Annotated in this window: 22 protein-coding genes and 1 pseudogene; 11 read left to right on the top strand and 12 right to left on the bottom strand. The window is 71.3% G+C overall.

What is annotated here, in order from left to right:
• Positions 1-59: 59 nt before the first annotated feature.
• The gene (locus tag WME90_RS35710) at positions 60-1406 is read right to left on the bottom strand and encodes a hypothetical protein (protein ID WP_437276533.1); all 1347 of its coding nucleotides are present in this window, start codon (positions 1404-1406) and stop codon (positions 60-62) included.
• A 332-nt stretch (positions 1407-1738) separates the two neighbouring features.
• On the opposite strand from WME90_RS35710, the gene corA reads away from it, so the two are divergent.
• Positions 1739-2950, top strand: coding sequence for a magnesium/cobalt transporter CorA (corA, locus tag WME90_RS35705; RefSeq protein WP_437276532.1), 1212 nt, complete (start codon positions 1739-1741; stop codon positions 2948-2950).
• 26 nt (positions 2951-2976) lie between these two features.
• Here the strand turns inward: corA and WME90_RS35700 are convergent, their stop codons facing one another.
• Positions 2977-4086, bottom strand: a complete 1110-nt coding sequence (locus WME90_RS35700; protein WP_437276531.1) for a glycosyl transferase — start codon at positions 4084-4086, stop codon at positions 2977-2979.
• 183 nt (positions 4087-4269) lie between these two features.
• Between WME90_RS35700 and WME90_RS35695 the strand changes: the two genes are divergently transcribed.
• A complete protein-coding gene (locus WME90_RS35695) occupies positions 4270-5343 on the top strand; it encodes a PHP domain-containing protein (RefSeq protein WP_437276530.1) in 1074 nt (357 codons plus the stop codon).
• 34 nt (positions 5344-5377) lie between these two features.
• Here the strand turns inward: WME90_RS35695 and WME90_RS35690 are convergent, their stop codons facing one another.
• From WME90_RS35690 to WME90_RS35680, 3 genes are read right to left on the bottom strand one after another with little or no spacing between them, the layout of a single operon-like run.
• Complete coding sequence (locus WME90_RS35690; protein ID WP_437276529.1) at positions 5378-6598, bottom strand: DUF790 family protein; 1221 nt, start codon at positions 6596-6598, stop codon at positions 5378-5380.
• Positions 6585-8072, bottom strand: a complete 1488-nt coding sequence (locus WME90_RS35685; RefSeq protein ID WP_437276528.1) for a DEAD/DEAH box helicase — start codon at positions 8070-8072, stop codon at positions 6585-6587. The genes WME90_RS35690 and WME90_RS35685 overlap by 14 nt, the downstream gene beginning before the upstream one ends.
• A 55-nt stretch (positions 8073-8127) precedes the next feature.
• Positions 8128-8538, bottom strand: a complete 411-nt coding sequence (locus WME90_RS35680; RefSeq protein ID WP_437276527.1) for a 6-pyruvoyl trahydropterin synthase family protein — start codon at positions 8536-8538, stop codon at positions 8128-8130.
• 162 nt (positions 8539-8700) lie between these two features.
• Between WME90_RS35680 and WME90_RS35675 the strand changes: the two genes are divergently transcribed.
• Both WME90_RS35675 and WME90_RS35670 read left to right on the top strand, forming a co-directional pair.
• Positions 8701-9297: a YqgE/AlgH family protein gene (locus WME90_RS35675; RefSeq protein ID WP_437276526.1), complete on the top strand. Its 597-nt coding sequence runs from the start codon at positions 8701-8703 to the stop codon at positions 9295-9297.
• A 309-nt stretch (positions 9298-9606) separates the two neighbouring features.
• Positions 9607-10077, top strand: coding sequence for a Dps family protein (locus tag WME90_RS35670; RefSeq protein WP_437276525.1), 471 nt, complete (start codon positions 9607-9609; stop codon positions 10075-10077).
• A 23-nt stretch (positions 10078-10100) separates the two neighbouring features.
• Here WME90_RS35670 and WME90_RS35665 read toward each other — a convergent pair whose 3' ends face one another.
• Positions 10101-10958 (bottom strand): CvfB family protein, encoded by an 858-nt coding sequence (locus tag WME90_RS35665; protein WP_437276524.1) that lies wholly within the window; start codon positions 10956-10958, stop codon positions 10101-10103.
• A gap of 60 nt (positions 10959-11018) precedes the next feature.
• Between WME90_RS35665 and WME90_RS35660 the strand changes: the two genes are divergently transcribed.
• Both WME90_RS35660 and WME90_RS35655 read left to right on the top strand, forming a co-directional pair.
• The gene (locus tag WME90_RS35660) at positions 11019-11810 is read left to right on the top strand and encodes a penicillin-insensitive murein endopeptidase (RefSeq protein WP_437276523.1); all 792 of its coding nucleotides are present in this window, start codon (positions 11019-11021) and stop codon (positions 11808-11810) included.
• A 331-nt stretch (positions 11811-12141) separates the two neighbouring features.
• Positions 12142-13878: a hypothetical protein gene (locus WME90_RS35655; protein ID WP_437276522.1), complete on the top strand. Its 1737-nt coding sequence runs from the start codon at positions 12142-12144 to the stop codon at positions 13876-13878.
• A 68-nt stretch (positions 13879-13946) separates the two neighbouring features.
• Here WME90_RS35655 and WME90_RS35650 read toward each other — a convergent pair whose 3' ends face one another.
• The gene (locus WME90_RS35650) at positions 13947-14954 is read right to left on the bottom strand and encodes an aldo/keto reductase (protein WP_437276521.1); all 1008 of its coding nucleotides are present in this window, start codon (positions 14952-14954) and stop codon (positions 13947-13949) included.
• A gap of 57 nt (positions 14955-15011) precedes the next feature.
• On the opposite strand from WME90_RS35650, the gene WME90_RS35645 reads away from it, so the two are divergent.
• Positions 15012-15923 carry a LysR family transcriptional regulator gene (locus tag WME90_RS35645; protein ID WP_437276520.1) on the top strand — a complete coding sequence of 304 codons (912 nt, stop codon included), beginning with the start codon at positions 15012-15014 and terminating at the stop codon, positions 15921-15923.
• 51 nt (positions 15924-15974) lie between these two features.
• Positions 15975-16394, top strand: a complete 420-nt coding sequence (locus WME90_RS35640; RefSeq protein ID WP_437276519.1) for a hypothetical protein — start codon at positions 15975-15977, stop codon at positions 16392-16394.
• 39 nt (positions 16395-16433) lie between these two features.
• Here WME90_RS35640 and WME90_RS35635 read toward each other — a convergent pair.
• The 5 genes and pseudogenes from WME90_RS35635 to WME90_RS35615 all read right to left on the bottom strand — a co-directional run.
• Positions 16434-16571 (bottom strand): annotated as a pseudogene (locus WME90_RS35635) (barstar family protein); the annotation flags it as partial.
• A 40-nt stretch (positions 16572-16611) separates the two neighbouring features.
• Entirely contained in the window at positions 16612-17046 is a 435-nt protein-coding gene (locus tag WME90_RS35630; protein WP_437276518.1) for a YciI family protein, read from the bottom strand.
• Between the two features lie 24 nt (positions 17047-17070).
• Positions 17071-17736, bottom strand: coding sequence for a dihydrofolate reductase family protein (locus tag WME90_RS35625; RefSeq protein ID WP_437276517.1), 666 nt, complete (start codon positions 17734-17736; stop codon positions 17071-17073).
• Between the two features lie 234 nt (positions 17737-17970).
• A complete protein-coding gene (locus WME90_RS35620; RefSeq protein ID WP_437276516.1) occupies positions 17971-18459 on the bottom strand; it encodes a hypothetical protein in 489 nt (162 codons plus the stop codon).
• Between the two features lie 11 nt (positions 18460-18470).
• Positions 18471-20171 carry a DUF2330 domain-containing protein gene (locus WME90_RS35615; protein ID WP_437276515.1) on the bottom strand — a complete coding sequence of 567 codons (1701 nt, stop codon included), beginning with the start codon at positions 20169-20171 and terminating at the stop codon, positions 18471-18473.
• Between the two features lie 399 nt (positions 20172-20570).
• Here WME90_RS35615 and WME90_RS35610 point away from each other — a divergent pair, with 399 nt between their 5' ends.
• Genes WME90_RS35610 through WME90_RS35600 form a run of 3 tightly spaced genes read left to right on the top strand, consistent with a single transcriptional unit; the run spans position 20571 to position 23370 of the window.
• A complete protein-coding gene (locus tag WME90_RS35610; RefSeq protein WP_437276514.1) occupies positions 20571-21548 on the top strand; it encodes a DUF4202 family protein in 978 nt (325 codons plus the stop codon).
• Positions 21545-22654: a CgeB family protein gene (locus WME90_RS35605; RefSeq protein ID WP_437276513.1), complete on the top strand. Its 1110-nt coding sequence runs from the start codon at positions 21545-21547 to the stop codon at positions 22652-22654. The genes WME90_RS35610 and WME90_RS35605 overlap by 4 nt, the downstream gene beginning before the upstream one ends.
• Positions 22642-23370: a sugar phosphate nucleotidyltransferase gene (locus WME90_RS35600; protein WP_437276512.1), complete on the top strand. Its 729-nt coding sequence runs from the start codon at positions 22642-22644 to the stop codon at positions 23368-23370. The genes WME90_RS35605 and WME90_RS35600 overlap by 13 nt, the downstream gene beginning before the upstream one ends.
• Positions 23371-23375: the final 5 nt, after the last annotated feature.

The following is a 23375-nucleotide window of genomic DNA, read 5'->3' as shown; positions in this document are numbered from 1 at the left end:
CCCCCGCGATAGAGCGAGGGGCACGGCGGAGCTGACAGCGACTGGGGTGCGGCCGCCGGTCAGCGGGTCACGCTTTTGTCCGGTCCGTCTCCCTTGGGCGGCTCGTACGGCTCGGGGCTCTTGCCGACGGTCCTGAGGTTCACGAGCTTGTTGAGCAGGTCGAACCAGAACGGCGCGCCCAGGGAGGCGGCGGCCGCGGTGATGAGGATGCCGGGGGTCAGGATCCTGTCGAGCACCCCGCGGATCCAGCCGACGGCGCCCTCGCCGAGGATCGCCTCGAGCGCTTTCCAGAGCTTCGAAGCGCTCTTCTCCTTGGGAGCCTCCACGCCCCAGGTGATCTCGGCGTCGAGCCCCGTGAGCCGGGAGCGGGCGCTGCTGGCCTCGGCGAGCGCTGCCAAGACGTCCTCTTGCTTGTCGACTTGCTGGTCGACGCCGCCGGCTTGGGGCGCGGCGCGGGGCGCCGTCTTCGCCAACTCCTGCGCCGTCGCGACCAGCCGGGCGCGCACCACCGCGTCGCTCGAGAGGGCGCGCGCGAGCCGGATGCTGTCGACATTGAACCCGACGCACAGGCCGAGCGCCGTCGCGCTGATGATCAGCTGCGCGCGGCGCTTGTACCGGCCGGCGGCCCGGTCCATGGCGTCGTTGAACCAGCGCTCCAGCCGGATGTTGGCCTCGCGCATGTCCTTGACCGTCGAGTCGACGATCGTGGCGAGGGCGCGCCGGAGATCGCTCTCCTTGGGCATGCTCTGGATGATGCGCTTCAGCTCGTCGAGCGGGTCCTCGTCGCGGCTCGGCGCTGCAGCCAGCTCGCCCGTCGCAGGCGCGGCGCTCGCCGGGGGCGGCGGGACGCCGTCGCTCGCCTGCTGCGAGGGCGCGGAAGCGGCGCCGGCCGTCGGCGAAGGCGCGCCCGCGGCGTCGGGCCGCGGGACCGGCGGCGCGGCGCCGGCCTGCGGGAGCGGCAGCGCGCTGCGCTCGGGCGAGGTGATGTACCGCAGGGTGTCGACGAGCGCGGCCACGAACGCGTGCGACGGGATGTAGGACGGCCCCACCCAGCCGTACTTGAGATCCTTGATCAGCGGGTGCTGGCGGAGCGCCGTCGCGAGCGGGGTCGCGTACGGGCCAGGCATCACCCGGGTGCGCACGAACGCGATGGCGCCCCGCAGCGCGCGCTTGATCACGCGCTCCAGCGGGTTGCCCTCGGGGGCGGCGGCCTCAGGGGCGCCGGGCGAGCGTTTCACGAGCGGGTCGAGCGCGCGATCGGCCAGCATGATCTCGATGCTCTGCGCCAGGTTGAGCGCGCGCAGCCGGAGCACGCCGGCGAGCGCCTCGTAGATGGCCGAGCAGAGGACGCTGAGCAGGAAGAAGACGCTGACGAGGCCGATCGCGATGTCGAGGGTCGTTCCCATGGGCATCCGGAAGGGCAGGGCGCGCGGTGGCGCGAGGCGGAGGCCGGCGCGCCTCGCGCGCTCCCCCGGCCCGCAGGGACAGGGAGGAAGAGGCGGCCCTGCGAGCGCCTTCTCCCCGCCGCGGATCGACCAGCATACCCCCTCCGCGGCCCGATCAGCATACGCCACGCGGCGCCGCGGAGCGAGCGCGAGAGCGCCGTCGCTCCTGCGCTCGATCTCGTGACCGTTCCTGCGCTCGATCTCGCGCCTGATCTTGCGCTCGATCTCGCGCCTGATCTTGCGCCTTATCTTGCGCTCGATACCGCGGGATATTGGTCTACCATCACGCCCCCGTGACGAGCTCCACGCTACCCCCCGAGTCGCGGCGCAGCAGCGCGCCGCAGCCGCGCGCCTCCTGGGTCCAGGAGAGGGCCGACCTCGACCGGACGACGCTGCGCCCCAGGCGCGACCGGCTTGGGCACGAGCCGCCGCCGGCGTCGCCGCCCGGGACGCTCGTCATCGATGACACGCGACGGCCGAAGATCTTCGTCATCGACTACGACGCCGAGGTCGTGTCCGAGAAGGAGATCGAGCGCGTCGACGAGTGCATCCCGTACCTCACGGACGACCGGCCCTCCATCACGTGGGTCGATGTCCGGGGGCTCGGGCACAAGGCGACCTTCGAGCGGCTGGGCGAGATCTTCCGTGTCCACCCGCTCGCGCTGGAGGACATGGTGAACGTGCCCCAGCGGCCGAAGGCCGACGTCTATGGGGGCGAGCACATCCTCATCATCGCGCGGATGGCACAGGTCCACGAGCGCTGCGTGCTGCGCACCGAGCAGCTGGCCATCCTCGTCGGCAGGACCTTCGTCTTGACGGTGCAGGAAGAGGCCGATTGGGACGTCATGGAGGTCGTGCGGGAGCGCATCCGCGCCGGGCGGGGCAAGATCCGGGAGCGGGGCGCCGACTACCTCGCGTACGCGCTGCTCGACGCGGTGGTCGACGGCTTCTTCCCGGTGCTCGAGCGGCTCGGCGAGCACATCGAGGACCTGGAGATCGAGGTCCTCGACGCGAAGCGCCGGATGTCGAAGCCGATCCACGATCTGAAGCGGGATCTGCTCACGCTGCGGCGCGCCATCTGGCCGCAGCGCGACCTCGTGAACGCGCTGCTCCGCGAGGACAACCCGCTGATCTCCAAGGACACGCGGCTCTACCTGCGCGACACGTACGATCACGCGGTGCAGCTGATGGACATGGTCGAGACCTACCGCGAGCTGAGCTCGGGCCTCATGGATCTCCACCTCTCCGGGATATCGAACCGGATGAACGAGATCATGAAGGTGCTCACGATCATCTCGACGATCTTCCTCCCGGTCACCGCCATTGCAGGCATCTACGGGATGAACTTCCACCACGAGAGCTCGCCGTTCAACATGCCGGAGCTCGACTGGTATTACGGCTATCCGTTCGTATGGGGCCTGATGCTTGCGAGCGTCGTCGGGCTGCTCACGTACTATCGCCGGAAGGGCTGGCTCAGGAAGGACAAGGACGACGACGGCGCCTGAGCGGCGGCGGTGGCGAGCGCGGCGCGTCAGCGCTTCTTCGCGGGCGTGTAGAACGCGAGGTTCCCGAGCAGGCGCGGATCGCCCGGGCGGAGCGCGAGGGCCTTGCGCAGCGCGGCCTCGCCGGCGGCGAGCTCGCCGACGTAGAACGCGCTGGTGGCGACGAGATCGAGCAGCTTGTGCTCGTAGACCTCCGCGTCGACGAAGAGGGTGGCCTGCGCGGGGAAGGGGAGGGCGGCGCCGCGGGAGGCGAAGAGGTAGGTGAGCGGCCAGCACTGCTGCCCGTACCAGTGCCAGGCGACGGCGAAGAGGGGCTCGGCGCGGTGCGGGCTGTGGGCGTGGGCGTCGAGGTAGCGCTGCTGCACCTCGGGCCAGGGGCGCCCGAGCGCGGCGGCGGTGCGCGCCATGCGGAACAGCGATTCGTAGACCTCCTCCTGCCATCCGCCGAGCGCGGCGCGCCGCTCGTAGGCCTCGAACGCCTCCTCGTGCCGGCCGAGGCACTCCAGCGTCTGCGCGAAATAGAAGGCGGCGCGGCCGTCGCGGGGGGATCGGGCGAGCGCGGCGGAGAGCAGCTCCAGGTCGCGCTGCCACCTCCGGGTCTGGGCGGCGGCGTCGCGGCGGGAGAGGTCGTGGACGATGTGGGCGTCGGGGACGCGGATCGACGGGGGCGGCTCGCCCTCCCTGGAGAGCACCTCGTGGGTGGCGCCGACATAGCGCCACCCGGCCGAGGCGCGGGCGAGCCGGGCGGAGTCGTAGAGGGCATCGCCGTAGCGCACGCGGACGTGGTAGGCGCCATGTCCCGGGCCCGACGCGTCGCGGCGCTCCTCGCAGAAGCGACGTAGCGCGTCGCCCGCGACGAGGCGCTCGTCGCCGCTCAGCATGAGGGTGAACACGGCCGCGCCACCCGCGAGGTCGAGGGCGCGGCTGCGCGTCGCGCCGAAGTCGACGAAGGGCTCCTCGATGAGGTCGCCGGGGACGCCCGCCATGGCGGAGCGCGCGAGGGCCTGCGTGCCGTCGGTGGAGCCGGTGTCGAGGAGGGTGAATCTGTCGATGTGGGGCCTGACGGAGGCGAGGGTCTGGCAGATGGAGGAGGCCTCGTCCTTGACGATCATGACGAGCGCTAGCAGGGGGGGCGTCACGGGAGGCAGTATGCCGCTGGACGCGGGGCTGCCGGGGTCATTAAAAATTGAAGAAGAGACGGGCGCAGGCGGGGCCCGCCGGAGAGCGGGAGAGGTAACGCGCGGCGGCGGAGGCGAGGGCGCGATTTGCGAATTGGTCGCGGCCCTGGCGTTCTGTATACTGTCCTTGTCATCGCAATGAGCATGCGCGGACGCTGGAATGCTCTCCTGTTCATCGGCGCAGCAGCGGTCCTCGCGCTCGCCTGCAGGGCGGAGCGCGCCTCGCCCGACTCGGACTCAGCTCAGCGCGGGGACGGGCTGTCGCATCGGCTGCGCTTCGAGAAGGCGCTCGACGTGGAGGTGTTCCAGCGAGGGAACATCCACACGCACACGTCGCAGAGCGACGGGGACAGCGAGCCGCGCGATGTCGTCCGCTGGTACCGCGAGAACGGGTATTCCTTCGTCGCGCTGACAGACCACAACCAGCGCGTCGATCCTGCGATGTTCCAGGACCTCACGTCGGCGTCGAAATTCTCCGTGATCCCGGGGGAAGAGGTCACGATGTGGGCGCAGGGGAAGCCCGTGCACGTGAACGCGCTCTGCACGCGGACGGCGATCGGCGGGGGTGACTTCCCCACCAAGGGGGATGCGCTGAGGTGGGCGATCGGGCGTGTGCGCGCGGAGGGGGGCGTGGCGCTCATCAACCATCCGAATTTCGACTGGACGTTATCCGAAGGCGACCTCCTGGCGGCGCCCGGGGCGGAGCTGCTGGAGATCCACAGCGGGCACCCGTACGTGTACACGGACGGCGACGCGACGCGCCCGTCTCACGAGGCGCTGTGGGATGCGGTGCTGACGGCGCGCGGCGCCGCGGGAGGCGGGATCGTCGGCGTCGCGGTGGACGATCTGCACCAGCTCATGGCCGGGTCGAGCGCGCCGCCCGCGGGGCCTGGCCAGGGGTTCATCGAGGTGTTCTCGCGAGAGGCGTCGCGCGCCGCGATCTGCAGCGCGCTCGCCAAGGGACGGCTCTACGCGTCGTCCGGGGCGAGGTTGCGGCGGATCGCGATCGCCGGGGACGCGTTCTCGGTCTGGCCGGTGGCGGCGGGCGCCGTTGTCGAGTTCGTCGGGCGGGGCGGGCGCGTGCTGGAGCGGCAGCTGCCCACGGCGGGGCGGGCGACGTACCGGCTCCGCGGCGGGGAGCGCTACGTGCGGGCGCGGATCACGAGGCCGGACGGGAAGCGGGCGTGGACGCCGGCATACGCGACCGTGGAGCCGTGAGCGCCGCGCGCCTCCGCTCGCCCTCCGCGGCGGCTCACGCCCCCCCGCGCTTCCCGTCGAGCCGCGCCAGCACCGCGCGCGGCGACATCGTCGCCTTGTAGACGTAGATCTCCCCGGCCTCGTCGTCCCCCAGCACCTCCTCGCTCACGCGGAGCTGCTTGCCGACCGCGAGCAGGATCCTCGCAGGAAATCCCTTCCGGATCAGCTCGACGCGCCGCCACACCGCGGCTCGGCTCCAGAACCCGAAGGCCTCGAGGTACACCTCCTCCCCGGTCTCCTCGTTCTGGAACACGAGATCCGGGACGCACACGACCTCTCCGGGCAGCGCGAACAGCCGCTCGTTCGGCCCGACGCGCCAGGGCGACCCGAGCTTCCTGAACCCCTCGCAGAACGCCTCCAGCTCGGGCGTCGTCTCCGCGAGCTCGCGCCCGTGGTAGAGGAGCCCGTCCGCCGGGCCGATCTCGACCGCGAGCGGCTCCTTGTCGCGCCCCCAGCGCAGGTCGGCGCGCAGCCGGAACGAGGCGCACGAGAGCACCGACGGCAGGAACATCGCGAGCCGCAAGCCGTAGCGCTGCACCGCGTCGAACAGGCTGAACGGGCCGTCGAGCGCGATCGTGTAGCCGGAGGCCGGATCGCCCTGGACCACATGGATGAGCCCGTGAAAGCGCGCCGCCCGGAAGATCCGCCGGTACTGCTGGGCGCTCTCCCCCTCGATGTGGATCGTCACCTGGGTCGCCCGGAGGAGGATCGACTGCGCCAGCGCCAGGTTGTACCGATCCAGCACGATCTCGGGCGCATCCGCGGCCGCGCGCCGGAGGAGCTCGGCGCCGCGCAGGTCGGCGTAGAGGCCCGCCTCGATCGCGGCGGGCGTCGTGCCGAGCCGGGCGGCCACCTCGTCGAGCACGGCGGCTCGGTCGAAGCGGGCGCGCACGTCGAGGGCGCGATGCGCCGCCGCGGCCGCGTGGAACAGCTCGCGCCGGAGCGCCTCGGGGTCGACGCCCTCCTGCACCTCGTACTCGCAGCCGTCCTCGAGCACCTTCCTCAGGCCGAGCGCGGCCACGCGATCCCGCGCGGGCACCTCGATGGCGTCGAGCGCGGCCTCGACGTCGTCGCGGCGCTCGCCGACGCGCTGCGAGAGGATGTCGATGTACGCGCGCGCGACCGGGAGCAGGCGCTCGGCCGCCGCCCCGCGGAGGTACTGCGGCACGACGAGCCCGCCCCGGCGGCGGACGCGGACGAGGTCACTGGTAAGCAACGTGCTCCCGGCGCTTGTCGCTCACCCGCTGCTCGCTCGTGCCGAGGGCCACGAGCTCGTAGAGGATCGCCGTCTTGTTCTCGCTCCGGCGCAGGATGCGGCCGAGCCGCTGGACGTGCTCCCGCACCGAGCCGCTGCCCGACAGGACGATCGCCACGTTGGCCTCGGGCACGTTGACGCCCTCGTTCAGCACCTTCGAGGTGACCACCGCCGACAGCGCGCCGCGGTTGAAGGCGTCGAGGATGGCGCTGCGCTCCTTCACCTTGGTCTGGTGGGTGATCGCCGGCAGCAGGAACTGCCGAGAGATCTGGTAGACGGTGGCGTTGTCCTCGGTGAAGACCAGGGTGCGATCGGCGCGGTGGGCGTGGAGCAGCCGCGCGAGGACGTCGATCTTGCCGGGCGCGCACAGGGCGAGGCTGCGCTGGCGGCGGTACGCCTCGAAGGCGCGGCGGCCGGCGTCGGACTGCGAGCTCAGCAGGATGAACTGGCCCCACCCCTCGGGCATGCGGATGCCGTTCGCGCGCAAGAAGCCGATGTACACGGCGCGCGCCGCCTCGTACGCGGCGCGCTCGGCGTCCGAGAGCGGCACGTCGAGCCGGACGACGTCGTAGGCCGCGAGGTACTGCCCGGAGAGCTCGGTGATCTCCCGGCGGAAGACGATCGGGCCGATGAGGTCGTCGTAGCCCCGGCCGTCGGCGCGCTCGGGGGTGGCGGTGAGGCCGAGGCGGAAGGGCGCCAGGCACATCTTCGCGGCGAGCGCGTACGAGGGGCTCGGCAGGTGGTGGCACTCGTCGAAGATCACGAGGCCGAAGCGGGCGCCGAGCCGGTCCATGTGGGCGTGCGCGGAGTCGTAGGTGGTCACCGTCAGATCGAGGACGTCGTGATAACCGCCGCCGAGCAGGCCGATCGGGACGCCGAACGCGGCGGAGAGCCCGTCGTACCACTGGTTCAGGAGGTCCAGGGTCGGGACGACAACGAGCGCGCTGCGCTGCCGCGCGGCGATCGCGAGCGTCGCGACGAACGTCTTGCCCGCGCCCGTCGGGAGCACGACGACGCCCCGGCTGCGCCGCCCGGCCCAGGCGTCGAGCGCCTCGCGCTGGTAGGGGAACGGGTCGTGCTTGGCGAGCGGCGCGAGCGGGAGCGCCTCGTACCTGCGGGCGGCGTCGGTGAACGGGACGCCGCGGGCCCGGAGCCGGAGGATGAGCTCGGCGTAGTCGATCGCCGGCACGCGGTAGACGCGCTCGCGCGCGTCCCAGCGGCAGGACGCGGGCAGGCACGCGGGGTCGAGCGCCGCGCCCTCCGCGGGATCTCCCGCCCCGGCGCCGCCGTCCGGCTCGTCCGCGCTCGACGCCAGCGCGCTGCAGTCGAGCTCGTCCGTCGCCGCGAGCGCCGGGCGCGGGGCGAGGCCTTCGATGCGGAGGGTGCCGCCCTGGAAGCTCAGGACGATCGGCGCTGTGTGGACCGGCTCGGTCATCGGCGCCCTCTTTTGCCGCGTGCCGGGCCCCGTGCCAAGCGGAGACCGCGGGCGATCAGGCCAGCTCGGTCGGCATGATCGACGCGCCCCGGAGCGGCGCGCGGTAGCGCACCCAGACGAGGGGGGACTCGTTCAGCGTGATCGTGAGGGCGCTGCCGGCGCTCACCGGGAGCTTGCGGCCGAGCTCGCGGTGGATGTAACGCGCGATGAGCTCGGGCGTCGAGCGCTTGCCCTCGAACGCCGGGTGCTCGTCGAGGTTTCGGTAGTCGATCTCGGCGAGCACGGCGCGCAGGCTGTCCCGCAGCGCGCTCGTCTCGACCACCTGGCCGAGGGGCGAGAGCTCCTCGCGCTCCACCTCGACGCTGACCGTGTAGGTCGCGCCGTGCAGGCGCTGCGCAGGGCCGAACTGCACGCCCTTCAGGCTGTGGGCCACCATGATGTGATCGCGGACGCCGACGGTGTACATGGCCCCACTATACCCGCCGCTCCGGCGCGGGAGGGAGATCCCAATCGCCTGTCACGGCACACCGGAGTAATGTGGGGGCGGCCCTCCCGTCCTGCCTCACCGCGGCGGACGGGTTCGTGCGGGACGCAGTGACCGGTTGGCCGTTTCCAGGGAGGATCGCCGATGAACAGCGAAGCGAGCGTGCTGGCCCCAGGGTTCCTCATCGCGTCGCCGCCGCTCGGCGATCCGAACTTCGACAGGACGGTCGTGCTCTTGGCGGTGCACAGCGAGGGTGGGGCGCTCGGGTTCGTGGTCAACCGGCCGGCGCCGATGACGCTGGGGGAGCTCCTGTCGTTCGCGGGCTACGGCAGCGACCTGAAGGACCCGGCGCCGGTCTACCTCGGCGGGCCGGTCCAGCCGAGCTCGGGGTGGATCCTGTGCCTCGATCCGGCGCTCGGGGCCGAGGAGACGGGCGTGATCCCGGTGGGCACGCGGGTGCGGGTCACGTCGTCCCGCAGCGCGTTCGACACGCTCGCGGCCGACGCGGTGCGCGGCACCGCCGCCGCGGACTCGCGGCGCAGGACGGTGCTGCTCGGCTACAGCGGCTGGGGTCCGGGTCAGCTCGAGCGGGAGATCGCGGCGGGCGCGTGGCTGCCCGTGGCGCTCGACGAGCGGATCCTCTTCGACGTGGAGGCGGACCAGCGCTGGGAGCAAGCGTATGCGCTGCTCGGCCTGCGCCCCATCGAGGTGATGACAATGCGCACCATCGGCGAGGCGTGAGGGGCAGACCCGCTGCGGATACGGGCCCATCTCGACGTTTTCGGTGCTCGGCGTACAGGAGTACGCCTCCGCGCCGAAAACGCCGATCTGGGCCCGTCTCCTGTGCGGGTCTGCCCCGCTTGGGCCCTCCTCTGGGAGAGAGAGACTGGGAAAGAGTGAGAGAGAGCAAGGGGGGCCCGATTGACGCGGCGGGCGCGAGGACGAACGTTGACGGGCCGTCACGACCGGGCAGGGAGGGCGTTGTTTAGGGCTCTCCCGGCGCCGGATTCGGCCCTTCGAGCGAAGAGCTGACGACCTACGAGAGGAGCCATGATGGAGATCAATATCGGAATCGATGTCAAGAACCGCGAGCTGATCGGGGCCGGACTGGGACGCGTCCTCGCCGACACGTACACGCTCTATCTGAAGACCCACAACTTCCACTGGAACGTCACGGGGCCCATGTTCCAGACGCTCCACCTCATGTTCGAGCAGCAGTACAACGAGCTGGCGCTCGCCGTGGACCTGGTCGCCGAACGCATCCGAGCCCTCGGCCTCCCCGCACCCGGGACCTACAAGCAGTTCGTCGCCCTCTCTTCCATCAAGGAAGACGACGGCATCCCCAAGGCCACCGACATGATCAAGCGCCTCGTCGAGGGGCACGAGACGGTCGCACGCACGGCGCGCGAGCTGTTCCCCGTGGCCGAGAAGGCCAACGATCAGCCCACCTGCGATCTGATCACCCAGCGCCTGCAGGTCCACGAGAAGACCGCCTGGATGCTGCGCAGCCTGCTCGAGTAACCCGCTTCCGCCTTCCGGTCGGCTCAGCGCGCGCTCTTGATGAGAAACCCCTCTCCGTCGATCGCGACCGAGCGCTCCTTCAGCAGGCGGCCCACGGCCCGCTTGAACGCCTTCTTGCTCAGGCCGAACAGCGCCCTGATCTCCTCCGGGCTCGAGCGATCGCCGACTTTCGGCGCGCCCGGGCGCGAGAGCCGCGCGAGGATCGCCTGCGCGTCGCTCTCGACCTCCTCGTGCGCGTGGCCGCGGAGCGAGAGCTCGATCCTCCCGTCGGGCAGCACGCTCGCCACGCGGAACCGCGCCGCCTGGCCGCGGGCGAGCGCGTGCGGCTCGTCGGCGGGGAGCAGGCCGACGAAGCTGCGCTCGACGATGACGAAGAGGCCGATCCCCGGCTCGTTACGCCACGCCTCGCCCTCGACCCACTCGTCGAGATCGAACTCGCCCTGGTCGCGCAGCATCTCGCTCACGCGCATCGTCCCCGCGAGGCGGCCGGTCCTGTCCACGAGCAGCCCCACAGGGTGCCGCTGGCCGACCCGCAGGTCGCGGGTCTGCTCGGCGCGGGGGACGAGCAGCTCCTTGGGCAGGCCCCAGTCGACGAAGGCGCCGAAGGGCGCGACGTCGGTGACCGCCAGAAAGGCGACCTCTCCGAGCTCGACCTTCGGCCGGCGCGTCGTGGCGATGGGGCGATCCTCCGAGTCGAGGTGCACGAAGACCTCGAGCGCGTCTCCCTCCCTGGTGCCCTCGGGCACCTCGCCGCGCGGCAAGAGGAGCACCGGCGCGTCCGGCCGAAGGTCGTCGGGGTCGGCCGAGAGGAAGGCGCCCGGCGGGCCGAACCGCCGCACCGGCAGGGTCACCACGCGCCCGAGGAGATGGTCGTACGGCATCGACGCGCAGTCTTGCACAGGGCCGGGGAACGACGGGATCGATAATCTGGGGAGCCGAACGTGGTGAAGCTCCTCCAGGTTCAACGGGGCGCGCCGCCCGCTGCGGCTCCGCCAGCGACGAGCGCGTCGCGCCGGTGGTGGAAGCGACTCGCGGTCGCCGCGGGCCTTCTGCTCGTCGCGCCCGTCGTCGTGGCGCACGGCCGCGTCTGGCTCGACGGCGCGGCGCCGTCGGAGAGCGCTGGCAGTCCAGCGCACGGCCGGCTGCTGCACGGGCACCCGCTCCGCCCCTCGGGGCCCGGCTATGTGACCTACTCTTACCTGGGCTCCAGCCTCGGGCGCCAGTACGTGCACGGCGCGGTGCGCGACGTGCTGGAGGAGGCGTTCGCCGCGTGCGCGGCCGCGAAGCCCGGGCGGCGCTTCGTCGTGGGGGAGACGGGCCACCGCCAGGGCGGCCCGTTCTGGCCGCACCGCACGCACCAGAACGGGCTCAGCGTCGACCTCTTCGTCCCGCTGCGCGACAGCGCGGGGCGGCCCGCGGAGGTGTCGACCTATCCCTGGAACAAGCTCGGTTATGGCCTCGAGTTCGACGCGCAGGGCCGGCAGGGCGAGCTAGCGATCGACTTCGACGATCTCGCGCGGCTCCTGTCGGCGCTGGACGAGAAGGCCAGGCCAAGGAAGCTCCGGATCCAGCGGATCATCCTCGCGCCGGAGTACGTGCCGCTGCTGCTCGCGAGCCCCGCGGGCCGCAAGCTGGGCGCGCTCTCGGGGGTGATCCCCCGCGGCCCGGTGTGGTGGAGACACGACGAGCACGTGCACATCGATTTCGCGCTCGCGGCCGGCGGCCCGCGCTGAGCGAAGCAATCGACGGCAACCGACGGCAATCGACGGCAATCGACGGCAATCGACGGCAATCGACGGCAATCGACGGCAATCGACGGCAATCGACGGAGCGATAACGCCACAGTCGATCGCACAACGCCCCCTTCCTGGCAGCCGGCCCCGTCCGATGCATGCCTGTCGTTCCCGCCCCTACACGAAGCCGACGGCTTGACGAACCGGTCCCATTTACGTTACCGCTGGGAAAGTCCGTTCGCGGCGGCTGCCGCGTCGACGCAAGGGGGAGAGCCATGGGGGGAGACGCGGCGCCCGAGAGTCGGCGAGCTGTGAGGCGCGGAGTCCAGCCGTGACCGCCAGCTCCGGATACAGCATGTACGTGTTTCGCAGCGGCCGCCGCGACATCCCGGGGCGGCGGCTCGTCGACGAGCTCGCGGACGACCTCCGGGCGATCGCCGTCCCCGAAGGCGCGGAGCGCCCCCGCGACGTCGTGCTCCGCGCCTTGATCCGCGCTGGCGAGCTCGAATCCATCCTCACCGACGCCGGTTTGGAGAGCGCCCCGGCGCTGGCGCAGCTCACCGACGATCTCGCCGCCTTGCTGATCGGCAGTGACGACGCGGGCGCGCTCGCGATCGCGGACAGCCAGACCTCCGGCCATGGACAGCCAGACGTCTGGCCACGGACGGCCAGACGTCTGGTCACGCCCAAGGTCCTCACCTCCGTCGAGGTCCCGGCGATCATCTCGACCTCCCCACCCGAGGGGTTCTCGTTCTACGCGCTCCACCCGCTCGATTTCGCCCGGCTGGCCGAGCGGCTCGCGTCCGCGCGGGCGCCGGTCCGGGTCGTCGGCATCCGCAGCATCGGCACGACCCTGAGCGCGGTGACGGCCGCGGCGCTGCGAAGGCAGGGGATCCGGGCGGGGCGCGCCACCGTGCGCCCGTCCGGGCACCCTTACGATCGCCGCGTCGAGCTCGACGCCCGGCAGCTCCGCTGGGTCCAGGAAGGCATCGCCGAGGGAGCGCGGTTCTGGGTCGTCGACGAGGGGCCGGGCCTCAGCGGCTCCTCGTTCCTCGCCGCCGGCGACACCCTGGTCCGCGCGGGCGTCCCGCGCGCCAGCGTCGTCTTCCTCGGCTCCCGCGCGCCGGACCCCGACGCGCTCGTCGCGCCGGACGGCGGCCGCCGCTGGCGGTCCTTCCGCTCGGACCGCGCCGAGGGCGGAGTGCAGCTCCCCGGCGACGCGGGCGAGCCCATCGGCGCCGGGGCATGGCGCCGCCGCTGCTACGAGGACGAATCGCGCTGGCCGCCCTCCTGGACGTCCATGGAGCGCCTCAAATACCTTTCCCGTGACGAACGCCGGATCCTCAAGTTCGAAGGGATGGGCCGCTATGGGGCCGAGTGCCGGGAGCGGGCTCAAGGCGTCTTCCAGGCCGGCTTCGGGCCTGCGCCGCGCGACGAGGGCAAGGGGTTCCTCTCGTATCCATGGCTCCCCGGCCGGCCGCTCCACGCCGATGACCTCTCGTCCGTAGAGCTCGAGCGCCTCGCCGACTACTGCGCCTTTCGCGCCTCGGCCTTCCCCGTCCCGAGCCCTGCAGCCGACGAGCTCATTACGATGGCACGCACCAATTTCTCGCTGGAGATGCGGAGGGAGCTCCCGGGCGAGCTCCACCTGGAGATCGCGCGTCCGGTGATCGTCGATGGCAGGATGGATCCCCACGAGTGGCGCAGGTCCGCCTCGGGCGAGCTCGTCAAGGTGGACGCGTGCGGCCACGGCGACGATCACTTCCTCCCCGGCCCGACGGACATCGCCTGGGATCTCGCCGGTGCCATCGTCGAGTGGCGGATGCCGCGAGGCGTCCGCCGCGCCTTCCTGGAGCGGTATCGGCGCTGCTCCGGCGATGATCCCGAGCGGCGCCTGCCGGCGTATCTCCTCGCCTACACGCTCCTCAGGCTGGGTCACGCCGCGATGGCCGCGGCGTCGCTCGCGGACGAGGGCGAGGCGCTGCGCCTCTCCGCGGCGCGGCACCGCTATCGCGCGGCCCTGATCGAGTGCCTCCGCCCCGCGACTGCCTCGGGGGCGTTTGGCTAGGTCCGCGTGTCATGGATCCCGCCAGAGACACCGGTCGATGACGGACCCGGGCAGCCGGGGCCGCCCGGTCACTTCTCGCTGTCGAGCATCGCCATCATGGGCGCGGGGTAGCGGGTTCCGGCGACCTCCTCCGCGGGGACGGCGGCCTCGATCTCGGCGACCTCGGAGGGCGCCAGCGCGATCTCGAGGCCGGCGAGGGCATCCGCGAGCTGCTTCCGCGTGCGCGCGCCCATCGTCGGGATCACCGTGACACCCTGCGCGGCGCCCTTGGCGCGGACCCAGGCGATCGCGAGCTGCACGGGGGTGACGCCGCGCCTCTCCGCGAGGCGGACGAGGGCGTCGACGAGAGCCTGGTTCTTCCGGGCGTTCTCGCCCGAGAAGCGCGGCATGTGGGCCCGCATGTCGCCCGCGCCGGCCGGCTTGCTCCCGGCCAGCAGGCCGCGCGAGAGCACGCCGTACGCGGTGACCGCGACGCCGAGCTCGGCGAGCGCGGGGAAGATCGTCGCCTCGGGGCCGCGGGTCACGACCGAATACTCGATCTGGAGGTCCACGATCGGGTGAACCTTCGCGGCGCGGCGGATCGTCTCCGCGCCCACCTCGGAGAGGGCGATGTGGCGGACATAGCCCGCCTTCACCATGTCGGCGATGGCGCCGATCGTGTCCTCGATCGGGACCGCCGGGTCCAGGCGCGAGGGCCGGTAGACGTCGATGTAGTCGACGCCGAGGCGCGACAGGCTATGGGCGAGGAAGCTCTTTGTCGCCATCGGACGGGTGTCGAAGCCGAGGAAGGCGCCGTCGGGCGCGCGCAGGGCCCCGTACTTCACGCTGAGCACGGCCTTGTCGCGCCGGTCCTTGATCGCCCGGCCGACGAGCATCTCGTTCTTGCCCATGCCGTAGAAGTCGCCTGTGTCGAGCAGGCTCACGCCCCGATCGAGCGCCGCGTGGATGGTCGCGATGCCCTCCGCCTCGTCGCTCGCGCCGTACATGCTGCCCCCGCCCATGCTCATGCAGCCGAGGGCGAGGGGGGAGACGGAGGGGCCAGTCTTGCCTAGCTTGGTGGTGTTCGTCGTCGTCATGCCGTCACCCTAGGCACTCGCGTTTCATTGCTCCAATGAATAGTATCTATTCTCGACATGCCTGATGTTTATGGAAGGAACCTCGACCTCAACCTGCTCCGCGTCTTCGCCGTCGTCGCCGACGCGGGCAGCGTCACGGAGGCGGCGAGCCGGCTGTACCTGACGCAGCCGGCGGTCAGCGCCGCGCTCCGGCGCCTGACCACGACGATCGGCGCGCCGCTCTTCGTGCGGAGCGGGCGCGGGCTCGCGCTGACGGGCCGCGGCGAACGGCTGCGCGCGTCGCTGAGGCCGCACCTCGGCGCCCTGATCGAGGCCGCGCTGGCGCCCGCGGCCTTCGACCCGACGACGTGCGAGCGCACCCTGCGCCTCGGGCTCTCCGACACGGCCGAGGCGTGGCTGCTCCCGCCGCTCCTGCGCGTGCTCGAGCGCGAGGCGCCGCGCATGCGCGTCGTCGCCGTGCCCGTGCAGTTCCGCACCGTGGGCGCGGCGCTCGCGGGCGGCGTCGACGCGGCGATCACGGTCGCCGACGATCTCCCTTCGAACGTCTGCCGGCAGCGGCTCTTGAAGACCGGCTACACCTGCCTGTACGACCCGCGCCACGCGCGCCTTCGCAAGCTGACGGAGGCCCAGTACTTCGCGCACGATCACGTCATCGTCTCGTACAACGGGGACCTGCGCGGCTTCGTGGAGGATCTGTTCGGCAAGACGCGGAGGATCCGGTGCTCCGTCGCGACCTTCTCCAACCTGGGCGCGCTGATCGACGGCACCGCGATGCTGGCGACCGTGCCCGAGATCGTCGCCGCCGACATCCGCGCCGTCAGGCCGCACCTTCGGACCAAGCCCCTGCCGTTCGAGATCGAGCCCGGGTACATGGAGCTGCTCTGGCCCGCCGCCACGGACGACGACGAGGCGTGCAGGTTCGCGCGGGAGAAGATCGTCCAGATCGCGCGGCCGCTGAGCAAGGGATGACCGGCCTGCCAGCCGTTGCCGCCGGCAGACTGGCTCGTGTAGTATTCGACGATGCGAGCGGTGCTCTCGAACTGCCTCTTGGTTGTCTTTGTCGTGCTCTCCAGCACCGGCTGCAAGCGGCTCAAGACAGGCGCCCGCGAAGATTTCGCGGAGAGGTACAGTTGCCCGGAGGAGAGGGTCGAGGTGCGCGAGCGTACCGACGTCAAGTGGAGCACGGTCGTGCTCGGCGCCGGGACGCAGGAGGCCCCGCCGGCCGAGGTGAAGGACGACCCGGCACGGCTCGCCAAGTGGAACGCGGACCGCACCGAGAAGGACGCGGAGACGAGGAAGTCGCTCGACAACCTCGACGTGTTCCAGGTGAGCGGGTGCGGGCACGACGAGCTCGTCGCCTGCGCCCACCCGAGGGACGGCGAAGGCGTGGCGACCGACAGGGTGGTGTGCTTCCAGGGGCCGAAGCGAGCCAACCCCTGACCGGATCGGCCGTGCTCGCTCACCCGGCCACCCAGGGCCGCCGTTCAGGCCGTCACAGAAGGCGTCGAGGTTCCGACCAAAGTACCCCGCACCTTCCGGCTCTGCCGCCCTGATATACGCGGACCAGAAGTCTGCTTCTGTCTGGACGCCGTCGCAGTCGACAACGATAGATCGCACGCCTTCTAACCATCCGTCGATCGATCTGCCCGCCGCTCCTTCAGAATTTTTGCTGCCGCTCGATCTCGGCCCGCAGGCGTCGATCCTGCGCGCGCAGCTCCGGCGTGAACTCCTTGCCGAAGTCGTCCGCCTCGAAGATCGGTCGAACCTCGAGCACCCATTCCCCGCTGGGCATGTAGTCGGCGCAGCGCCTGACCCACTCGACCGCCTCGTCCAGCGACCTCACCTGCCAGATCCAGTATCCGCCGACGAGCTCCTTGGTCTCGGCGAAGGGACCGTCGATGAGCGTCTTCTTGCCGTCCGAGATGTGCAGGCGCTTGCCTTTGCTGCTCGGGTGTAGCCCCTCTCCGGCGAGCATGACACCGGCCTGGACGAGCTCCTCCTTGAACTTGCCCATCTCGGCGATGACCTTCTCGTCCGGCATCACCCCCGCCTCGGACTCCTTCGTGGCCTTGACGAACACCATGACTTTCACGGCGCTCTCCTCCCTGGTGTAAGGCTACTTCGTCAGGACAACATGGGTGGCGAGGTCCGAGGAGGCGTGCTCCGTGCATTTGTAGCCGAGGCTCACCGTGTCGATCCCGGCGAGGAGGTGCTCGCCCCGGCCGAGGAGCACAGGGGAGATCACGAGGTGGAGCTCGTCGATCAGCCCCGCGGCGAGGTACTGGCGAACGGTGGCGACGCCGCCGCCGAGCCGGATATCCTTGCCCAGGGCCGCCTCCTTCGCGCGTTTCAGCGCGGCATGGATGCCTTCGGTCACGAAGTGGAACGTCGTTCCGCCCTCCATCGTGATGGGCTCACGAGCATGGTGCGTGAGCACGAAGACGGGCACGTGGTAGGGCGGGTTCTTGCCCCACCATCCCTTCCACTCATCGTCGGTCCAGGGGCCCCGCACCGGCCCGAACATGTTGCGGCCCATGATCCAGGCGCCCAGGTTCTCGAAGCCGCGCGCGGCGAAGTCGTCGTCGACGCCTTCTCGGCCGACCTTGTCGCCGATCAGCGAGCCAGCGAAGTCGGCGGATATCTTCTGGAACGTCTTCGTGCCCAAGACCCACTGGTGCAGCGCCATCCCCCCGACGCCCATCGGATTGGCCAGATCTTGGTCGGGACCGGCGCCATGACCGTCGATAGAGATTGAAAATGCGTTTACCCGAAGCCTCGACATGTGCGTAACCCCTTTCGGCACAGGCGTCGCCTGCGACCCTCGACGACCGTTCTTCTGAAGCGGCGACGAACGAGCCGGGGCCGGATCGACACGCCGGCGAGATTTTTTTCCTCCGCTCGGCGATTGTCACATGAAAGCGCTGTTTATTCAATGACTTAGGAGGTCCAGACGGGCGGACCGCCGCTCACGAATCGCGCTTCGAAGGGAGCGCGCTCACCCCACAGACTGCGGGCCCTACGGCCGTCCAGCACACGCTTCGTCGCTGGCCCATCGAGGGAGCACCAGCCGCTCGGCGGCCGCAACCGTGCCTCGCGCGTCCGTGACCACGCCCCTGAGCTGGAGCGCGTGGCCGATGGCACAAGCGGGCTCGCCGAGCACGGCCGGCCATCCGATGAACTCGCACCGGCCGTCCTCGAGCTCCGTCAGCTCGATCCTCCCCCGGCTGGTCGTCGCGGACGATGGGTCGCCGACCACGGTCGTCGTGACCTCGAGCTGGACGCCCTCGGGCTCGAGACCGAGCGTCCGGACGCTTGTCCACAGGTGCCAGCCTCCCTGCGCGCCGTGGGCGAGCTCGACCTCCTGGCCGTCGGCCAGCGGCTCGAACTGCCACTCGCCGGTGCCGAGCTCGGCAATGCCCTGCGCCGGCGGCTCGCCCCCGCCGCCGCATCCGGGAGCGAGCGCGAGCAGCACGACGAGACCGGCGGCGGAGGTCGAGCAGGCCATCGAGCGAAATCCTAGGAGCGCCGGCGGCGGCGCACGCCGAACAGCAACCCGAGCAGCGCGCCGCCGAGGCCGGCGGCGCTGCCAGCATGGCCGCCGGCGTTGCAGCCTCCAGTGGCGGCCGTGACGACGGGCGGCGGCACGTCGACCGGTCGGCCGCCCGGCAGCGAGTCGGGCAGGCTCGGGACGCGCCGGTCGTAGAAGGACGCGGGGACGGGCTCGTCGGGGAGCACGCAGGTCGTCTGCCGGCTGCCGTCGCCGGCGATGGCGCCTACCGCCACATAACCGGTCGAACAGCGGCACGTCGGCGTCATGTTCATGGGCACGCACTCGCCGTTGGATCCGCAATCGAACGTCGCACAAGGATCCGCGAGCGGCGGCGCGTCGGGGAGCGCCCGGTCACCCGGGTTGAGGAACGACATGCGCAGATCCTGGCAGGTCACCGTCGGCCGACCCGACGGATCGAACGTGGTGCGCGCGGTCGTGCCGGGCACGCACGCGCAGCCGGCCACGGGCTCGGCGCCGCCTGCGCCCTCGACGACGCGGCACAGACCACCTGCGCCGCACGCCGCAAAATCGCACGCCGACGCGGCGGCAGACCCGGCGCTCGGAGCGCCCCCGCACAGATCGCGGCCCTCGACGTAGCGCGGGAGCACGCGGACGTTCGATACCGCGGGACCGTCGGTGCGCCGGAAGATCGGATCGACGGTCATCTCCTCGGGCGAGAGGCGGGTATAGAGCCGGGTGATGGTCGCGTTGCCCTCCAGGAGCGGCAGCAGCGCGTCGCGCGCGGCCATCTGCTGCTCGTCCGAGCTCATCACATTGCGGACCTGCTCGGCGATGGTGGTCGTCGGTCCGCTCATCTCCGTGACGAAGCCGCGACCGCCGGCCTCGTCGACGCCGCGCGCGACGAGCGCCGTCCAGTTCGTCTGCACCGGCCAGTCGTCCGGTCTCCACACGATCTGGTCGTCGTCGATCTCGACGTCCGGCCAGTTGGCCGGCCCATAGCGCCGGTCGCCGAGGATCATCACGGTGATGCCCATCTCCGGCTCGGCCGCGACCGCCGTCAGCCGGATCGGAATCGACGGCGACCCCGACGGAAGCGTGAAGCGGAACGGCTGGATGTCGCTGACCTCGGCGTCCGGCTGGAGCCGCAGCGCGAGGAACTTCATCCCCTCGCTCGTATAGGTGCGGATGTACGGCGCCATCGCGTCGTTGACGCGGAAGTTGTTGTCGCGAAGCCACGCGATGAGCGCCGTGGGATCTGTCGACTCGATCACGGCCACGTCGTACGGCCCCACCTCTTCCCGGATGTGCACCGTGACGTCGCCGTCGTCGACGCCGCCTCCGGTGGCCCCGCCCGCCGTGGGGGCGAAGATGGGGGGGGAGCAGCCCGGGTCGTCGGGCCACTGGAACTGCGGGCCGGTCGCCGTATCGAGGGCGGTGAGCGCGAGCTGCGGGAACACAGCGAGGCTCTCCACCGCCGGCACCTCGGCGAGCGGAACCACCCAGGCGAAGTCCGGCGCCGCGCCCGCATACTGGATCTGCGTCACCATCGTGACCGAGCCGTCCTGGTTCGTCGCGAACAGGATCCGCTCCGCGGTCTGGTCCACCGGCTGTTGGCCGCAAAAGAACCCGCCGCACGCCTCGACGGGTCGTGGCGCTGTCGTCAGCGCTGCCGCCGCCATCACCGTAGCTGCCCACAGCTTGCGCATAGTCCAAAGCCTCCTTGCCCGACCGAGCGGGCGAACGCCCCAAGCAAACCAGGTGCCACGCTGGAAAGAAAGGCGATTCCGGGGTACCACGCCGGCGGCGACCGCCCCGGGGAAACAACGCTGGGATCGTCCGCGCGAAGCCGCCGCGAGGCGGTGCAGAGGCCCGGCCAGCCCATGGACGGCCTTCTGACGGGCGGGATCGACGCCGCCGGCGCGGCTACGGCGATCCCACGTCTCGCGCTCATTTCTTTCCCGACGTTGCTCTACGGAATTTCCGCGATGGTGCGGTGAGGGTCATGGCGATAGGTTCACCGCCAGCGAGCCCGGTTCGTCCGCGGCAGCCTCTCGCGGAAGCTGTGTCGAGCTCTACGCCCGTGCCTGACGGAAGAGCGCACGCTCATGCTCAAGCGCCTGATCCTCACTGACGGCTCCCCATCGACCAGCGATGTGCCATCCGTCTGCGGGACACCGCTCCTCTCCCCGTCCGACAGGGCGGCGCTCTTGAGGGAGTTCCCCGACGTGGAGGTGGAGAGCCGCGCGCCGCGCCCGTCCCGGGATGCGCTCCAGGTCGCCGTCGACGCGCGCGCGTGGCGCTCCTCGGCGCTCGACCTGTGGGCGCTCGACACCCGCCTGCACGCGCTCGACGCCCGCGGCCCCTTCGACCTCCGGATCGAGGCGCTCGATCGAGCGGGCGCCGCGCGCGCGGCCTACGAGGTCCTCACCCGGTGCCAGCGCTTCATCCGCAGGAGGAATTTCGCCTCCGCGACCGCCGTCTTCGCCCGGGTCCTCGGGCGCCATCGGGAGCTCCACGATCTCGACAGGCCGCTCGTCCGCGCCGATTACGATCATGCGATCGACGTCTGGCAATGGATGCTCCGCCTCGAGCCGCGCGCCGGTTTCGCCGTCCAGGCGGCGGCGCTCTTCCACGACGTGGAGCGGCTCGTCTCCGAGGCGGACGTCCGGATCGAGCACCGCGCCCCGGACTACCAGGGTTTCAAGGACGAGCACGCCCGGCGCGGGGCAGCCCTGACGCGCGCCGCGCTCGCCGGCGTCGGGCTCCCGCCGGAGGTCCTCGACCGGATCGGCGCCCTGGTGGCGTCGCACGAGCGGCCCGGGGGCGACGCCGAGCTCACGTTGCTCAACGACGCCGACGCGCTCTCGTTCTTCTCGCTGAACAGCGCCGGTTTCCTCGACTGCTACGGGCCCGAGCACACCCGCGCCAAGGTGGTCTACACGCTCCGCCGCCTCCGGCCCGAGGCAAGGGCGCTCCTGCCGCGGATCCGCTGCCGTCCCGAGGTGGAGGCGATGATCCTCGACGAGGCGGGCAGTCCGCCGGCGCCGGAGACGCAGGCATCGAGGAGGTCCGCTCTGCCATGAGGCTCGTCATCTTCGGTCTGACGATCAGCTCGTCCTGGGGCAATGGTCACGCCACGCTGTGGCGAGGCGTCGTCTCCGCGCTCGGGCGGGCCGGACACCGCGTCACCTTCTTCGAGCGCGATGTGCCCTATTACGCCGCGCACCGGGATCTGAATTCGCTCTCGCACGGCAACGAGCTCCGGCTCTACACCTCGTTCGAAGACGTCCTCCCCGAGGCCCAGCGCGCCGTCCGGGAGGCCGACGCGGCGATGGTGACGTCGTACTGTCCCGACGGCGGCCCCGCGACCGACCTCGTCCTCGAGTCGCGCGCTCTCAAGGTCTTCTACGATCTCGATACGCCGGTGACGCTGGATCGGATCCAGGCCGGGCAGCCGGTCGGCTACATCGGGCCTCGAGGCCTCGTCGATTTCGACTGCGTGCTCAGCTACACCGGCGGCGCGGCGCTCGATCAGCTGAAGGCGAAGCTCGGCGCCCGGCGGGTGTTCCCGCTCTACGGCAGCGCGGATCCGGCGGTGTACCGCCCGGTCCCGCCGCGGGACGGCTTCCGCGGGGATCTCTCGTACCTCGGCACGTACGCCGCCGACCGGCAGGAGGCGCTCTCGCGCCTCTTCCTCGAGGCGGCCAGGAGGCTGCCCGAGCGGCGGTTCGTCATCGGGGGCTCGCTCTATCCGGCGGACTTCCCGTGGGCGCAGAACGTCTATTACGTGCGCCACGTGGCGCCGCCGGATCACCCGGCGTTCTATTGCTCCTCGCCGCTGACGCTCAACGTGACCCGGGGGGCGATGGCGGCGATGGGCTACTGCCCTTCCGGGCGGCTCTTCGAGGCCGCCGCCTGCGGGACACCCATCCTGAGCGACGGCTGGGAGGGGCTCGACAGGTTCTTCATGCCGGGGAAGGAGATCCTCGTGGCGACGACGACGGACGAGGCGGTCGCGGCGCTCTCGCTCCCGGCGGGCGAGATCGCGGCCATCGCCCGCGCGGCGCGGGAGCGGGTGCTCGCGGAGCACAGCGCCGCGCGCCGCGCGGCGGAGCTCGTGGCCATCCTCGAGTCGGTCTCGGCGAATGGAACGGAATGCAACGAAGGGAGAAGGCGATGTGGGGAGTGATTCCAGCGGCGGGCCTCGGGAGCAGGATCCAGCCGCTCGCGTTCTCGAAGGAGCTGCTCCCGGTGGGGACGCGCAGGGACGGCGACGTGGAGCGGCCGCGCGCGGTCAGCGAATACCTCATCGATCGGATGATCGTCGCCGGCGCGACCCGGCTGTGCATGGTGATCTCGCCGGGCAAGTCGGATATCGTCGAGTACTACGGCGCGAGCGTGGGGCCGGCGCACATCTGCTATGTGGTGCAGCCGGCCGCCGCCGGGCTCTGCGACGCCATCTTCCGGTCGCTCCCCTGGATCCGGCCGGAGGAGGACGTCCTCGTCGGGCTCCCCGACACGGTGTGGTTCCCTGAGCACGGGCTCTGCTCGCTCGGCGGCGGGGGGCTCTCGTTCCTGCTCTTTCCGGTCGAGCGCCCGGAGCTCTTCGACGCGGTCGTCACCGACGAGGAGGGCCGGGTGCGCGAGATCCAGGTCAAGCAGCGAAACGCGTGCTCGCGGTGGGTCTGGGGCGCCTTCAGGCTCACGGGGGCCGTGATGCAGGAGCTCCACGACCTCTGGTGCGAGCGCGGGCGGGAGGACCCGTACATCGGGACGCTGGTGAACGAGTACCTCGCGCGCGGCGGCAGCGCGCGCGCCGTGCGGGCCGGAGAGGCCTATGTCGACGTGGGGACGCTGCACGGCTACCACGAGGCGATCCAGCTCCTCAGCGGCATCGCCGCGTGATGGGA

This window comes from Sorangium sp. So ce375 (assembly GCF_051473855.1).
In the GTDB taxonomy this organism is placed as follows: domain Bacteria; phylum Myxococcota_A; class Polyangia; order Polyangiales; family Polyangiaceae; genus Sorangium.
The sequence above is the reverse complement of the archived record's forward strand: the minus strand, read 5'-3'. Positions and strand labels throughout refer to the sequence as shown.

Excerpts from the sequence above, each read along its gene's own strand:
- WME90_RS35710 (WP_437276533.1), bottom strand. The coding sequence starts at position 1,406 with ATGGGAACGACCCTCGACATCGCGATCGGCCTCGTCAGCGTCTTCTTC.
- WME90_RS35695 (WP_437276530.1), top strand. The coding sequence starts at position 4,270 with ATGCGCGGACGCTGGAATGCTCTCCTGTTCATCGGCGCAGCAGCGGTC.
- WME90_RS35685 (WP_437276528.1), bottom strand. The coding sequence starts at position 8,072 with ATGACCGAGCCGGTCCACACAGCGCCGATCGTCCTGAGCTTCCAGGGC.
- WME90_RS35680 (WP_437276527.1), bottom strand. The coding sequence starts at position 8,538 with ATGTACACCGTCGGCGTCCGCGATCACATCATGGTGGCCCACAGCCTG.
- WME90_RS35675 (WP_437276526.1), top strand. The coding sequence starts at position 8,701 with ATGAACAGCGAAGCGAGCGTGCTGGCCCCAGGGTTCCTCATCGCGTCG.
- WME90_RS35670 (WP_437276525.1), top strand. The coding sequence starts at position 9,607 with ATGATGGAGATCAATATCGGAATCGATGTCAAGAACCGCGAGCTGATC.
- WME90_RS35665 (WP_437276524.1), bottom strand. The coding sequence starts at position 10,958 with ATGCCGTACGACCATCTCCTCGGGCGCGTGGTGACCCTGCCGGTGCGG.
- WME90_RS35650 (WP_437276521.1), bottom strand. The coding sequence starts at position 14,954 with ATGACGACGACGAACACCACCAAGCTAGGCAAGACTGGCCCCTCCGTC.
- WME90_RS35645 (WP_437276520.1), top strand. The coding sequence starts at position 15,012 with ATGCCTGATGTTTATGGAAGGAACCTCGACCTCAACCTGCTCCGCGTC.
- WME90_RS35640 (WP_437276519.1), top strand. The coding sequence starts at position 15,975 with ATGCGAGCGGTGCTCTCGAACTGCCTCTTGGTTGTCTTTGTCGTGCTC.
- WME90_RS35625 (WP_437276517.1), bottom strand. The coding sequence starts at position 17,736 with ATGTCGAGGCTTCGGGTAAACGCATTTTCAATCTCTATCGACGGTCAT.
- WME90_RS35620 (WP_437276516.1), bottom strand. The coding sequence starts at position 18,459 with ATGGCCTGCTCGACCTCCGCCGCCGGTCTCGTCGTGCTGCTCGCGCTC.
- WME90_RS35615 (WP_437276515.1), bottom strand. The coding sequence starts at position 20,171 with ATGCGCAAGCTGTGGGCAGCTACGGTGATGGCGGCGGCAGCGCTGACG.
- WME90_RS35610 (WP_437276514.1), top strand. The coding sequence starts at position 20,571 with ATGCTCAAGCGCCTGATCCTCACTGACGGCTCCCCATCGACCAGCGAT.
- WME90_RS35605 (WP_437276513.1), top strand. The coding sequence starts at position 21,545 with ATGAGGCTCGTCATCTTCGGTCTGACGATCAGCTCGTCCTGGGGCAAT.
- WME90_RS35600 (WP_437276512.1), top strand. The coding sequence starts at position 22,642 with ATGTGGGGAGTGATTCCAGCGGCGGGCCTCGGGAGCAGGATCCAGCCG.